This is a genomic window from Serratia plymuthica (assembly GCF_018336935.1).
GTDB classification, from domain to species: Bacteria; Pseudomonadota; Gammaproteobacteria; order Enterobacterales; family Enterobacteriaceae; genus Serratia; species Serratia plymuthica_B.
This window is the reverse complement of the sequence record NZ_CP068771.1, coordinates 4,422,095-4,435,886: the sequence shown is the minus strand read 5'-3', so window position 1 is coordinate 4,435,886 and position 13,792 is coordinate 4,422,095. Positions and strand designations below refer to the sequence as shown.

10 protein-coding genes are annotated in these 13,792 nt (G+C 55.4%); 6 read left to right on the top strand and 4 right to left on the bottom strand.

Annotation, left to right across the window (positions count from 1 at the left end; all coding sequences use genetic code 11):
* Positions 1 to 437: 437 nt before the first annotated feature.
* Positions 438 to 1,106: a response regulator gene (locus JK621_RS20660; protein ID WP_212557440.1), complete on the top strand. Its 669-nt coding sequence runs from the start codon at positions 438 to 440 to the stop codon at positions 1,104 to 1,106.
* Positions 1,103 to 2,512, top strand: a complete 1,410-nt coding sequence (locus tag JK621_RS20655; RefSeq protein WP_212557439.1) for an ATP-binding protein — start codon at positions 1,103 to 1,105, stop codon at positions 2,510 to 2,512. Before JK621_RS20660 ends, JK621_RS20655 begins: the two co-directional genes overlap by 4 nt.
* A gap of 108 nt (positions 2,513 to 2,620) precedes the next feature.
* Here JK621_RS20655 and JK621_RS20650 read toward each other — a convergent pair whose 3' ends face one another.
* The 4 genes from JK621_RS20650 to gcvT form a co-directional block, all read right to left on the bottom strand.
* A complete protein-coding gene (locus tag JK621_RS20650) occupies positions 2,621 to 3,586 on the bottom strand; it encodes a quinone oxidoreductase family protein (protein WP_212557438.1) in 966 nt (321 codons plus the stop codon).
* 122 nt (positions 3,587 to 3,708) lie between these two features.
* Entirely contained in the window at positions 3,709 to 6,588 is a 2,880-nt protein-coding gene (gcvP, locus tag JK621_RS20645) for an aminomethyl-transferring glycine dehydrogenase (protein ID WP_212557437.1), read from the bottom strand.
* Between the two features lie 92 nt (positions 6,589 to 6,680).
* On the bottom strand, positions 6,681 to 7,067 hold the full coding sequence (gcvH, locus tag JK621_RS20640; RefSeq protein WP_212557436.1) for a glycine cleavage system protein GcvH: 387 nt from the start codon (positions 7,065 to 7,067) through the stop codon (positions 6,681 to 6,683).
* Between the two features lie 97 nt (positions 7,068 to 7,164).
* On the bottom strand, positions 7,165 to 8,262 hold the full coding sequence (gene gcvT / locus JK621_RS20635) for a glycine cleavage system aminomethyltransferase GcvT (RefSeq protein ID WP_212557435.1): 1,098 nt from the start codon (positions 8,260 to 8,262) through the stop codon (positions 7,165 to 7,167).
* A gap of 874 nt (positions 8,263 to 9,136) precedes the next feature.
* On the opposite strand from gcvT, the gene JK621_RS20630 reads away from it, so the two are divergent.
* The 4 genes from JK621_RS20630 to JK621_RS20615 are packed head-to-tail and all read left to right on the top strand — an operon-like array spanning position 9,137 to position 13,668.
* A complete protein-coding gene (locus JK621_RS20630) occupies positions 9,137 to 10,144 on the top strand; it encodes a C-terminal binding protein (RefSeq protein WP_212557434.1) in 1,008 nt (335 codons plus the stop codon).
* 24 nt (positions 10,145 to 10,168) lie between these two features.
* Positions 10,169 to 11,170: a KamA family radical SAM protein gene (locus JK621_RS20625; RefSeq protein WP_212557433.1), complete on the top strand. Its 1,002-nt coding sequence runs from the start codon at positions 10,169 to 10,171 to the stop codon at positions 11,168 to 11,170.
* Between the two features lie 24 nt (positions 11,171 to 11,194).
* Positions 11,195 to 12,457 (top strand): ATP-grasp domain-containing protein, encoded by a 1,263-nt coding sequence (locus JK621_RS20620; protein WP_212557432.1) that lies wholly within the window; start codon positions 11,195 to 11,197, stop codon positions 12,455 to 12,457.
* A complete protein-coding gene (locus JK621_RS20615) occupies positions 12,454 to 13,668 on the top strand; it encodes a hypothetical protein (protein ID WP_212557431.1) in 1,215 nt (404 codons plus the stop codon). The genes JK621_RS20620 and JK621_RS20615 overlap by 4 nt, the downstream gene beginning before the upstream one ends.
* Positions 13,669 to 13,792: the final 124 nt, after the last annotated feature.

Genomic DNA, 13,792 nt, shown 5'->3' with positions numbered 1-13,792 from the left:
TATTTAATGGGGATCTTATAGCGCCGCCAGGCGCCGTAATTGTTTTTTAATACGGGGTTTGAAGCTGTTAAAAATATCCGGCATCGCCGTATGCGAGCTACGCTGCATGCCCGGCGGGTGCGGTGCGGGTACGTTTTCGCCCCAGACGCCGGCATTAAAAAGCATCGAGGCCAGAGCTACGAATAAAATCGCGCGCGGGCGGGTAATCCCCCCGGTGATGGTTGAATTTGAAGCGTTTCCGGCATGCATTTTTTTACCCTGAGGTGATAGCTGTGCTGGAAATCCTACCCGAAACCCCGAGCACCTCCCTTAACGTGAAATTAACGCCAGATTAAGGTTTGCTTAAGAAGGGGCGTGCGAACCGCCACACGGCGTTGTCTTCCTCCGAAGGTTGTAGTTATATAGCCGCCAGCGCAGTGACATAAACCGGATATCAAGTGAACATATTGCTTGTGGAAGACGATCTGCAATTGGGTAAAGCCCTGTGCCGCGCATTGGAACTGGCAGGGTTCGACCTGTGCTGGGTACGGCTGCTCCATGATGCACAACATAAATTATCGCAGCGCAGCTTCGATTTAATGCTGCTGGATCTGACGCTGCCCGACGGCGACGGATTGACGAGACTGGTCGAATGGCGCGCCACCGGACAAAATATTCCAATCATTATTCTGACCGCCCGCGATCGCATAGAGAGCCTGGTCAATAGTCTGGACTCCGGCGCAGACGACTTTCTGGCCAAACCTTTTGCACTGCCGGAACTGATTTCACGCGTGAGGGCGGTGAACCGGCGTATGGCCGGGTTTGCTTCCCAAACCTGGAGCCTCGGCAATCTGTATCTGGACCCGATGAACCATCAGGTGACATTGGAGGACGAACTGTTGCTGCTGTCGAAAAAAGAGTACCGATTGCTGCATGAACTGATGCGCTGCGCCGGCACTGTGGTGCGCAAGGCCGCACTGGAACAGCGGCTGTTCGGCAATGGCGACTGTGTGGAGAGTAATTCTCTGGAGGTGCATATGCATAACCTGCGGCGCAAGATCGGCAAGGAAAGAATTATTACCGTGCGCGGCATCGGCTATTTGTTAAAAAAAGAGACGCAGGGATGATTAGCTTCAAGTCTTTTTTTATGCGCACCATTGTTTTTCAGGTTATGGCTATTTTATTGCTGTGGGGAATATTGCTTGGTTGGGTTAAATACCTGTATTACCCCGATGCGGAAAAGTACTTTGACAACCAACAACGTATTGTCGCACATGGCATTGCCAACATTCTCGATAAGACCGACATTACCAACGATAATTATCTCGAGATCATCAAAGATATCGAGATAATGTATATTGATTCGATCAAAAACGGTGTACAGGACGAAATAGACTATCGTCCGTTATTTGTGGTTTACGACCACAATAATCAGATGATCTACACGTCGCCACCGCAGGAAAAACCCTTGCTCCTGCCCCCATCTGTCCTGTCCGGCACCATCAGCTATGCCAACGTAAAATGGCACATCGCCGGCAGTTGGAGCGATAAACGGCGGTTTCGGGTGATCGTCGGCGAGTCCTTTGACAACCGCACCACCATTTTCGGCAACCCGGCGGAAAGCACCGCGATCCCATTACTGGTGATCCTGGCTGCGATCATTGTCACCTTGCTGATCACCGCCTATTTCAGCCTGCGGCCGCTGCGGCAAATCGCCAGAATGATCTCCGATCGCAAACCCGGCAATTTATCGCCGATCAACGTCCGCGAGCAATACCAGGAAATCCGGCCGGTAGTACTTGAAATCAATAAGTTGATGACGCGTATCGATGCCTCCAATCAGCGTGAAAAACGCTTTATGGCCGATGCCGCGCACGAACTGCGCACCCCGATCGCCGCCGTGCTGGCGCAGTTGCACTTGTTGACCCAGGTAGCGGACAAGACCGAGCGGCAGGAAATTATCGAAGATATGCAGCAGGGGCTGGATCGCGCTGCATCGCTGTCACGCCAGCTGATTGATCTGGCCAAGCTGGAATCGGAAAACTTTCCGCTGAAGATGGAAGCGGTGGATATCTACGCCGAAATCAGCAAGTGCATTGCGCAGCACGTGCCCTATGCGCTGGAGAAAAACGTCGAACTTTCGCTGGATGGCAGTGAAAGTGTGGTGATTGAGACTGACCGCCACTCGCTGATTGCCATATTCACCAACCTGCTGGATAACGCCATCAAATACGCGCCGGCTGGCGGTCGCATCGAAGCCAATATCCGTTCGCTGTCACCGATGGGTTGCTATATTAGCCTGCGCGACAACGGGCCTGGAGTGAATAAGGAACATTGTAAACGCCTGTTTGAACGCTTTTACCGCGTGCCGGGCACCCAGCAGATCGGCAGCGGCCTGGGGCTGGCGATAGCCAAGAACCTGGCCGATAAAATCGGCGCGCAGCTGCGGATCACCGAAGGGCTTGACGATCGCGGTATCGGATTTGTGATCGATCTGCCAGAAAATTACCCGATCACACAGGGAAAAGAATAAGGGATCGGGTCCATTTTTTGGGGACGGTGCTGTGGCTCGGGCTGGCCATCGGGGGGTGGCGCTGGCCCGTTTTTTCCTGGCGACCCAACTGGCCGCCAGGGCTCACGCCTAACGCGAAATGCGGATCACCGAACGAACATCGCTTTTCTTGTTCAGATCCCAGACCGCGGCAATCTCGGACAAGCCATGCTCCTGCGTCTCGACGGTGATCTTGCCTGCCGCCGCCAGGGCCAGGATCTGGTTGGCATATCTTTGCATTTCCGCCACCGGTGGGAAATTACCGGTGCCACTGCCCATAATCTGCAGCTGATTACTGCGCAGCACCGCCGCCGGCAACCGGATATCCGGCCCGGCCATTGAGCCGACGTTAACCAGCCGGATGCCGCGCCCACCGGCGTAGGAAGAGAGATCGTGGTTGTTCAAGGTGGCGAGCAGCGCTTCGGTGGCCGCTCCCCAGATATAATCGACAATCACGTTGTAACCTGCCGGGCCGGCTGCATCGGCAAAGGCCTGTACCAGCTCAGCGCCTGCCAGCCCGAGATCTACCGTGCCATCAACGCCCAGCGCATCCAACACGCTCTGCCGACGACCGGCGGCCACGATGCGCCCCGCTCCCGCCTGACGCGCGGCGGCCACCGCCAGCCTGCCCGACGTGCCCGTGGCGCCAATAATCAGCACGGTTTCACCCGGCTGCACTTCGGCGCGCCAATGAAGCGGCAGCCAGGCGGCGAAAGCCGGGTTAATCAGCGCCGCCGCCGTGGCGTCATCCACGCCTTCCGGTACCGGCACTGTCCATGACGCGACGGTTCTTTCCGCCAGTGCGCCATGCGGCTGGCGGAACGAGGCGAAATAAACCCGTTGGCCGTCCGGTGTATAGCCCACGCCATCAGTGCCGGGCACAATCGGCAAGGTCTTGGGGCTGGAGTAGTGGGTTCCCGCGACCATAGCGCGGTCAAGCTGCTTGATGCCCGCCAGCGTCACCTCAATCAACACCTCGCCGGCCTGAGCCTGCGGCTCTTCGATCGACCCGAAAACCGGTGGCTGCCCTAACGCTTTTACGATTGCCGCTTTCATAACGATTCCTTATGCCATTGAGTTTGCCCATTAAGCAGTGAAGCGCAATCACTGCGGCCCGGCAATAAAAAAGGGACACCGCATCATGCGGTGTCCCTTGCCAACAAACGTTGCCGAATGTGTTATTCGTATTCGCTCATTGGCACGCAGGAGCAGAACAGATTGCGGTCGCCATAGACGTCATCCAGACGCTTCACGCTCGGCCAGTATTTGTTCTCACGCACACCGGCGATAGGGAACACCGCCAGTTCGCGGCTGTAGGCATGCTGCCAATCGCCGACCAGCTCCGCCTGAATGTGCGGCGCGTTCACCAACGGGTTGTCTTCCAGCGGCCATTCGCCTTTCGCCACCCGGTCAATCTCGCTGCGGATAGCCAGCATCGCGTCGATAAAGCGATCCAGCTCCACCTTGCTTTCCGATTCGGTCGGCTCGACCATCAGCGTGCCCGCGACCGGGAAGGACATGGTCGGCGCATGGAAGCCGTAGTCAATCAGGCGCTTGGCGATGTCCATTTCGCTGATGCCGGTCTCTTCTTTCAGCGGACGAATGTCGAGAATACATTCATGCGCCACGCGATGGTCGCGGCCGGTATACAGCACCGGATAGGCATCTTTCAGGCGGGTTGCGATGTAGTTGGCGTTGAGGATCGCCACCTGGCTCGCCAGTTTTAACCCTTCCGCGCCCATCATGCGGATGTACATCCAGCTGATTGGCAAAATAGAAGCGCTGCCGAACGGCGCGGCGGACACCGCGCCTTGCTGAGTGGTTACGCCGTCGATCTGTACCACGCTGTGGCCCGGCACGAACGGAGCCAGATGCGCTTTGACGCCGATCGGGCCCATGCCCGGGCCGCCGCCGCCGTGCGGGATGCAGAAGGTTTTGTGCAGATTGAGGTGCGAGACGTCCGCGCCGATGTAACCCGGCGTGGTGATGCCGACCTGAGCATTCATGTTGGCGCCGTCAAGGTACACCTGGCCGCCGAACTGATGAACGATCTGGCACACTTCACGGATGGTTTCTTCGTACACGCCGTGGGTCGACGGGTAGGTCACCATGATGCAGGACAGCTCTTCGCCCGCCTGTTCCGCCTTGATGCGCAGATCGTGCAGATCGATGTTGCCGTTCTTGTCGCAGGCCACCACCACTACGCTCATGCCCGCCATCTGGGCGGAAGCCGGGTTGGTGCCGTGCGCGGAACTTGGGATCAGGCAGATATGGCGGCCCGCTTCGTTACGGCTTTCGTGGTAACGGCGGATCGCCAGCAGGCCGGCATACTCGCCCTGGGCGCCAGAGTTCGGCTGCATGCAAACCGCGTCGTAACCGGTCAGTTGCACCAGCCACTGCGACAGCTGGCCAATCATCTGCTGATAGCCTGCCGCCTGCTCTGGCGGGCAGAATGGGTGCAGCTCGGAGAATTCAGGCCAGGTGATCGGGATCATTTCCGCCGCAGCATTCAGCTTCATGGTGCAGGAACCGAGCGGGATCATCGCCTGGTTGAGCGCCAGATCTTTGCGCTCCAGACGGTGCATGTAACGCATCATCTCGGTTTCGCTGTGGTAGCGGTTGAATACCGGATGGGAGAGGATCGGATCCTTGCGCAGCATTGCCGCCGGGATCGACTGGCCGTTTTTGCTCACCGCCGCGTCCAGCGTATCGATGTCCAGCCCGTGATCGTCACCCGCCAACAGGGCGAACAGCGTCTGCACGTCTTCACGCGAGGTGGCTTCGTCCAGCGTGATGCCAACCGCGCCGTGGATGTCGGTACGCAGGTTGATGCCAAAGCTCAGCGCGCGTTCCAGCACGGCGGCCTTGTCTTTGACTTCCACAGTCAGGGTATCGAACCAGGTTTTATGACGCAGCGCCAGACCGGCCTGTTGCAACCCGGCGGCCAGAATGTCGGTCAGGCGATGGATACGCCCGGCAATGCGCTGCAGGCCCTGCGGGCCGTGGTACACCGCGTACAGGCTGGCGATGTTGGCCAGCAGCACCTGCGAGGTACAAATATTCGAGTTGGCCTTTTCGCGGCGGATATGTTGCTCACGGGTTTGCATCGCCATACGCAACGCGGTGTTGCCGGCGGCGTCGCGGGAAACGCCGATAATGCGGCCCGGCATCGAGCGTTTGAATTCGTCGCGGCAGGCGAAGAAGGCGGCATGCGGGCCGCCGTAACCCATAGGCACGCCAAAGCGCTGCGCGGAACCGAAGACCACGTCCGCGCCCTGTTTGCCCGGTGCGGTCAACAGCACCAGCGCCATGATGTCGGCCGCCACGCTGGTGACGATTTTGCGGGTTTTCAGCTCAGCCAGCAACGCGCCGTAGTCGTGCAGCTCACCGGTAGTGCCCACCTGTTGCAGCAGCACGCCGAACACGCCCTGCAGCTCCAGCACCTTCTCGGCTTTATCCACGATCACTTCAAAACCGAAGGTTTCGGCACGAGTACGCACCACGTCCAACGTTTGCGGGTGCACATCGTCGGCGACGAAGAAGCGGTTGGCGTCTTTCAGCTTGCTGGCGCGTTTGGCCAACGCCATGGCTTCGGCGGCGGCGGTGGCTTCGTCGAGCAACGAGGCGGAGGCCAAATCCAGGCCGGTCAGGTCGAGCGTGACGGTCTGGAAGTTCAGCAACGCCTCCAGGCGACCCTGCGACACTTCCGGCTGATAAGGGGTATAGGCGGTGTACCAACCCGGGTTTTCCAGCATATTGCGCAGGATAACCGGCGGCGTCAGCACCGCGCTGTAGCCCATGCCGATATAGGATTTGTAACGTTGATTCTGCGAGGCGATCGCTTTCAACTCAGCCAGCGCCTGATGTTCAGTCGCCGCATCGCCCACCGGCGGCGGCCCCGGCAGCTGAATGTCCGCCGGTACGATCTGTTGGATCAGCGCGTTGAGTGAGCGTGCGCCCACCGCTGCCAGCAACTCCTGCTGTTGTTGCGCAGAAGAGCCGATGTGACGTTCGATGAACGCTTCGCTGTGTTCAAGTTGGCTGAGTGTCTGAGTCATTGCTACAAATTCCTGAATGCTTGCGTGATACGGGATATAGCTTGAGCGGTAACTAAAACGCCCCGGCCGAAAGGCCTGGGGCGTGGCCACTATTACTCGTCGATCGAGGCCTGATAAGCTGCAGCGTCCAGCAGGTTTGCCAGCTCGCCTTCGTCTGAAGCTTTAATCTGGAACAGGAAGCCGTCACCGTAGGGCTCGCTGTTCACCAGTTCCGGGGCGCTTTCCAGCTCGCCGTTCACCGCCACGATTTCGCCGCTGATTGGCGCGTAAATGTCCGACGCCGCCTTGACGGATTCCGCCACGGCGCAATCTTCACCGGCGGCGACGTTGCGGCCCACTTCCGGCAGATCGACAAACACCATATCGCCCAGCAGTTCCTGCGCGTGTTCGGTGATGCCTACGGTGTAAACGCCGTTACCTTCTGAACGAACCCACTCGTGGGAGGATGCGTATTTCAATTCTGTTGGCACATTGCTCATAGCCAGCTACTCCTTCGAAGAAATAATTTCCCTGCGTCTTTCACACCGCGGCGTTGTTGGCTGCGTGCGAAATCCATTGGGAATAACCAATAAAAAATCAATTTGTCAGTGGCTTACCGGCACGGACAAAGCCGGGCTTGGTGACCTTGACCGGCATTTCGCGGTTGCGGATTTGCACGATAGCCTGCTCGCCGATACCGGCGGGCACGCGCGCCAGGGCAATGCTGAAGCCCAGGGTCGGCGAGAAGGAGCCGCTGGTGATCACCCCTTCGTGCGCCTGACCTGCCGCGTCGGTGAAACGCACCGGCAGCTCATTACGTAATACGCCTTTTTCCGTCATGATCAAGCCGACCAGTTGTTCGGTGCCCTGTTCCCGTTGCTGTTCCAGCGCGTCACGGCCGATGAACTGGCGATCTTCCGGCTGCCAGGCGATGGTCCAGCCCATGTTGGCCGCCAACGGCGAAACGCCTTCGTCCATCTCCTGGCCATACAGGTTCATGCCCGCTTCCAGGCGCAGAGTGTCGCGCGCGCCCAAACCGGCCGGTTTAACGCCCGCAGCCAGCAGCTGTTGCCAGAAATCCGCCGCCTGCTCTTTCGGCAGGGCGATTTCGTAGCCCGCTTCGCCGGTATAACCGGTGGTGGCAATGAACAGATCCCCGGCCTGTACGCCGAAGAAGGGCTTCATGCCTTCAACCGCGCTTTTTTGTTCCGGAGTAAACAGGGTAGCGGCGCGTTCTTTGGCCTGTGGGCCCTGCACCGCAATCAGCGCCAGATCGTCACGTACCTTCAGTTCAATACCATAAGGTGCTGCGTGTTCTTCGATCCAGGCCAGGTCTTTGTCGCGCGTGGCGGAGTTCACCACCAGGCGGAAATAGTCTTCAGTAAGGAAATAAACGATAAGATCGTCGATCACGCCACCGGACGCATTCAGCATGCCGGTATACAGCGCTTTGCCAGGTTGAGTGAGTTTGGCGACGTCATTCGCCAGCAGATAACGCAGGAACTCGCGGGTACGGGCACCGTGCAGATCCACAATGGTCATATGGGAGACGTCGAACATGCCGGCATCCTGACGCACGGCGTGGTGCTCATCGATCTGGGATCCGTAATGCAGCGGCATCATCCAGCCATGAAAATCTACCATGCGCGCACCGCACGCCACGTGCTGGTCGTACAGTGGGGTTTGCTTTGCCATCTTTTCCCTCATTCCACTCAATAGCTGAAGTTAGGGTGCTGCCACGCAATACGGTATGGCTCGCGGGCCGGGTTGCGTGGCGCACTGACTGCCCAACAGAAACGCTGCGCCGAAACGTACGGAAACTGCGGCTGACCGTCGTGACGCAAACGATACCTTTGTTCTGACGTTATCACCGAACGCCCCCATTAACCATAAGTTAAAATAGGTTTGGCGGTGTCCGTCGCCAGTGAAAAGCCGGGCTAGTGTGCAGAGTTTTTAACTGGAAAAATGCGCTTTAAGGCACAAAACCAACAATTGAAGCACCAAAAATCCGAACTTATATAACAAACCAACGGCCTGACGCGGAATTTCGATTTTTGATAATCGACCATTGAATTAGAAAAAATAATGCGAAAAACCGACTGAAATTAGATTATTTCAAATGAAGGGTAATATAAGGAAAAGCTATGGGCGATCTCAGGTTTGAGCAGCCCGAAACTTGTCGTTCACTTAGGCCACGTGAGTTTCCTGATGACGATAAAATGCGCACCGCCCCAGCCCCTCAAAAAACCGCAGTGGCTTCACATCGGGCTGATGGGGAGCGTTCGTTCTCCCACTGAGAGCAAAAGTTTCGTTTACTGGTTTAGGTAAAGGGTAAATATTTTTCACGTTTATCATATTTTTTCAGAAGATTAATATTTCCATCTCTTACCCATTTCCTGATTTTTAGATTAACAAAACCATAACCATTGGGTTTATAAACCAATAAATTAATGATAATCGATTTTTTAATCTGAAAGTCATCAACTTGTTAGAAAAAAGGAACCATGCTTCAATTAACGCTCAGTTTGTAATGTTAATGTTATCTTAACAATTATGAGGTGGGCGTTAGATGGAACCCAAACGTACCAAGGTTTTAATCATTGATTCGACAACGGAAAAACATTTTCCCCAACCAGATATTGAACGAGAAATACTGGCCGGGCATGATGTTCACTTGGCACATATCAGCAATATCAATGAAATCCCCGCCGAAATCCTGCCCGAGATAGAGTTTATGATCATCTGGGCATGCATCCCGTCCATCCAGTTCAATCAGACTTTTTTACGCAATTTAAGCCGCTGCCGCACTATCGTTAAAGCCGCCGTCGGTTACGATAATGTGGATATTGACGCCGCCAGGCAGCTCGACATCGCCGTGTACAATATTCCCGACTACGGCACGGAAGAAGTGGCCGATCACACTTTGGCGCTGATGCTCGGCGTAGCCCGCAAACTCAACGACATCAATTTGCATGTCAGACAAGGTGGTTGGGACTGGGCCAGCGTCAAAAAGTTGTACCGCTTGCGTGATAAAACGCTGGGGATCATCGGTTTTGGCCGCATCGGCGGCGCCGTGGCAAAAAGAGCGGCGGCCTTTGGTCTGAAAATCCGCTTTTACGACCCCTATGTCGCCAGTGGGATTGATAAAACGCATGGCGTCACGCGCTGCGAATCCCTTGAGGAACTGCTCGCTTCGTCGGATATCGTGTCTGTCAACGCTTCCCTAAACCGCACTTCCCACCATCTCCTTTCCGAACCGCAGTTTCAGCAAATGAAAGAAGGCGTATTGCTGGTCAATACGGCACGCGGGGGCATTGTGGATTCACAGGCTTTGTTGGCAGCGCTCAATACCGGCAAGGTGGCGGCGGCCGGGCTGGACGTCCTGGAGAATGAACCCAATATCCCCGCAGGTTTCAGAACTCTGGATAACGTTATTCTTACCGCACACTCAGCTTTTTACACTGAAGAGTCATTCCTGGAAATGAGAACCAAATCGGCCGAGTTGCTTTTGGGCATCATGGCCGGGGCTAATGTACGCAACTGCGTGAACGGAAACGGTATTTCACAACCCTCGTGATCAATAAGAGCATGGAGAATAACAATGTCTGCCGAGCAAAATATTGTCGTTAAACAGGTTGAAGAAGAAACGCGTTTTTCAGAAAAGCTGACGCCGTATTTAAAAGAACTCAGCAAAACCAGCCAGGCAATAAAGGAGATGTATGAGTTCAATCCTGAATATGAAACATTGCCGGCCAATCTTGACGTTGACCTGCTGAACGAGAAAACATCCACCCCCGTTTTTGGTACGGTGAAAAAATATGATGGCCAATTACTGGTCTTGCTCTCTTATACCTGCGCCGCCAACTGTCGGTATTGCGAACGGCAGGATCGCGTGGGGGTTGGCCTGGATGTGGAAGGCCGGTTAAAAATGTCTCAAATTGATGATATCGTTGACTATATCGCCAACGATAAAAGCATCTACGAGGTCATCGCCAGCGGTGGCGATCCGCTGACCAACCCCAAAGGTCTGCAATATCTGTTTAATCGACTGAAAGCGATCGACCATGTAAAAGTGGTCAGGATCCATACCCGCTATCCGCTGCAAAATCCCGGCAAGGTACGTATGGAACTGATGGAAGAGCTGGCGCAGGCCAAACCGACGGTATATTTGAGCCTGCATATCGATCATCCGGATGAGCTGCAACCTGAAGTCATCGAAATGATCCGGGCTTTCAAAAAGATGGGCTATGTGTTGCTGACGCAAACCGTCTTCCTGAAAACAATCAATGACGACAAGGACACGCTGAAAACCCTGTTTTTGCGTTTATTCGAGTTGGGCGTTCGCCCGTATTACATCTATCACGGTCAGGAAGTCACCTCTACCCGGCGTTTTGTCATGCGCCTCGAAGATGAGATGGCAATCATGACGCAACTGCGCAATGAACTGTCCGGCCTCGCCTTCCCCCAGCACGTTATCGATATCCCCAGCGCTTCCGGCAAAGTGGTGGTGCCGAGCGATCACTGGCAAACGGATACCGCTACCGTTACGGACTTTTATGGCAAAACGGTCAGAACGGCCGACTGGTCGCCCATTACCAACTAAAACAACCGGGAGAGAGGCTATCTCATGAAAACATTTATCATATTGCAGAACATTGTCACCTTCCGGGCTGACTGGAATAAGCTGATCGACAAGGAAGAATACGCCGTTTGCCTGCTGACGGGGAAACAGGGCTGGGGCAATTTGCCTGCTGATCAAAAACCCTGTTTCGACGATATTCAAATCTGCGATCCCTTCACCACAGAAGAGCTGGAACAAGCCTGTCGCGATCTGTTTACCCGCCGCAATATCACCAATATGGCGGAGGTGAGAATCATCACCAACGACGAATATTTTCTGGGGCACGCAGCACGCCTGCGGGAAATATTCGGTATTCAGGGCGCAACGTTCGCGCAGACGGAACCCTTTATCAACAAGCTGCGCATGAAAGCTGTCATGGCTGCCGGCAATATAGAGATCCCTCGGGTAACGCCTTTTTCTCCGCAGTCCTATCAGGACTCTCCTGAACGTTATCTTCAACAAGTTGAACAGTCCTTGTCTTACCCGATATTCGCCAAACAAATTGATTCTGCCGGCAGTGAACGAATCGCCAAAATTCATGACCGCCCGGCGCTGCGGCACTGGTGTGAAGCCAATAAAGACGTTGAAAACTATGAGTTGGACCAATTTATTGAAGGAACGCTGTTCCATATCGACAGCCTGGTTTATCAAGGAGAGATCGCCGATATTTATATCTGCCAATACAGCTACCCCAACGCCGAGTTTATTGACGGCAAGCCAGTGGGCAGCTTACCGCTGGACAAAGAAGATCCGCTGTATTCACGCCTGGAAGCGTATAACTCCCGCGTATTCGATGCGTTGGGTTACGTGCCCGACGGCGCGACCCATATGGAAGCCTTCCTGACCAAAGATGACCGTATCGTGTTTCTGGAAATCGCCGCCCGCGCGCCCGGCGGCTGGATCCCGCAAATGCATGCCCTGTGCTCTGGCCGCAATATCGAAGAACAGCACTTTCTGGCGCAAATGGGTCTGCTGGAACAGGCGAGCGAGCGGCCTGGCGGTTACGCCGCCTGGGTGTGGTATCCGCATCGGGAAGGCGCGCGTGCCGATATAGAAAAAAACATCAGCGTCGGCAGCGCATATAAAACGACATGGGAGGTGCCGCAAGGCACTCTGCTGACCAGACCGCAGAGCGTACGCGACCGCATTGGCGGGATCCTGCTGTGGAATGACTCGCTGGCGTCTTTAACGGCGGACTTCCAATGGCTGGTTAATGACTACCTGCCTTATCACGATGCCGTGGCGGCAGATATCGGGGAGAATACATGAATACCGCCGGCATGTTGCGGTTATGGTTTCCCAGTGCGATCAGCATCAGTCTGCTGAATCTGGAACTCCCCATTATCTCGCTCATTCTTTCAGCCTACAGTCTCAAGGCATCCGGCGATTACGCCATTGCCCTGAGTACGTTCATGTTTGCCAATGCGTTTGTTTTCCCTCTGTGCGCGGTGGTCATCAAAATGAAAAAGAGTGCGGAGACGCTGATGTTTTCCGCACTGCTCGCCGCCGCGGTCTTTTTGATATTCAATCTGGGCGTTTGGGGTTTCAGGCAACATATCAGCCCGCATATCGCCTTTATTACCCATGTGTTTTCTCTTTCTCTGCTGGCCGTAGGCGTCCGACGTTATCTGCAGGGATGCTGCATCCTGGAGGGGAAAACCGCCCTGATGAGCCGCGCCTCATTCGTACGCGTGCTGGTTTCGGTGCTCGGTTGTTATGCGCTGACCCGATTTCAAGTACCTGTGGATATGGCGGCGATCCTGGCGCTTGTGGCAGGTGCCTATACGGAGGCCATTTTGCTGTTGCTGTTGGTCCTGCGTCAGGGCATTCGGCTACACGACGGGGGCGGCAGGGACTATCGGCAAATCATCGCGCCCTACTTCTCGGCCTTTCTGATGACCGCCTCATCGCTCATGAGCAACATCATTGTCGTCATCTGTCTGAGCCGGGTTATCGGCGGCAGTGAAGTGCTGCAATACTGGCCGTTAACCTTTGGCCTGATCTGCATTTCCATCGGCGCGGTGTTGGATATCGAGAGCATCCTCTTAAAAATATTGGGGCATCAGCCGCAGAAAAAACAGCAGTTCGGCTTCCTGGCGCTGCTGTGTCTGGCGGCCCCCATATTGTTCGTCGCGTTGTGCCTTATTCTTGATCGATTTGACCTGTTGCCGGCCGGGAGCAGAACGATTTACATGAATGCGGAGTTTTTCATCGCCATCGTCGGCGTGTCGATGTTGTGGATTTTACGGGGTTATATTCGCGCCAACCTGATGAACGACAATCGGCTGAGGATCATCAATGCCAGCATTCTGGTGGCGATGCTGGCCCCTTTAGCCGTATTTTACGCCGTCGAAATCCCCAATTATGGCGTCATGCTGTCGCTGTCGATTTTTTCCGCGCTGATTATACTGGAGCTGTTGTGCTATGCGCTTTACGGCATGACGCAGGCCCTGCAACGGCGACCGATCGCCGCAGAGTAGCGCCCCTGGGTTCATTCCATGCTGATAAGGCTCCGCAAGGAGCCTTTTTTGTTTCATGGTGGGCGCCGGGCATGCAGCGCCCCTGCGACAAGTCCGGGCGAGGCTTCATCCTGGGTTTCCAGCC

Excerpts from the sequence above, each read along its gene's own strand:
- JK621_RS20620 (WP_212557432.1), top strand. The coding sequence starts at position 11,195 with ATGAAAACATTTATCATATTGCAGAACATTGTCACCTTCCGGGCTGAC.
- gcvP (WP_212557437.1), bottom strand. The coding sequence starts at position 6,588 with ATGACTCAGACACTCAGCCAACTTGAACACAGCGAAGCGTTCATCGAA.
- JK621_RS20615 (WP_212557431.1), top strand. The coding sequence starts at position 12,454 with ATGAATACCGCCGGCATGTTGCGGTTATGGTTTCCCAGTGCGATCAGC.
- gcvH (WP_212557436.1), bottom strand. The coding sequence starts at position 7,067 with ATGAGCAATGTGCCAACAGAATTGAAATACGCATCCTCCCACGAGTGG.
- gcvT (WP_212557435.1), bottom strand. The coding sequence starts at position 8,262 with ATGGCAAAGCAAACCCCACTGTACGACCAGCACGTGGCGTGCGGTGCG.
- JK621_RS20625 (WP_212557433.1), top strand. The coding sequence starts at position 10,169 with ATGTCTGCCGAGCAAAATATTGTCGTTAAACAGGTTGAAGAAGAAACG.
- JK621_RS20655 (WP_212557439.1), top strand. The coding sequence starts at position 1,103 with ATGATTAGCTTCAAGTCTTTTTTTATGCGCACCATTGTTTTTCAGGTT.
- JK621_RS20630 (WP_212557434.1), top strand. The coding sequence starts at position 9,137 with ATGGAACCCAAACGTACCAAGGTTTTAATCATTGATTCGACAACGGAA.
- JK621_RS20650 (WP_212557438.1), bottom strand. The coding sequence starts at position 3,586 with ATGAAAGCGGCAATCGTAAAAGCGTTAGGGCAGCCACCGGTTTTCGGG.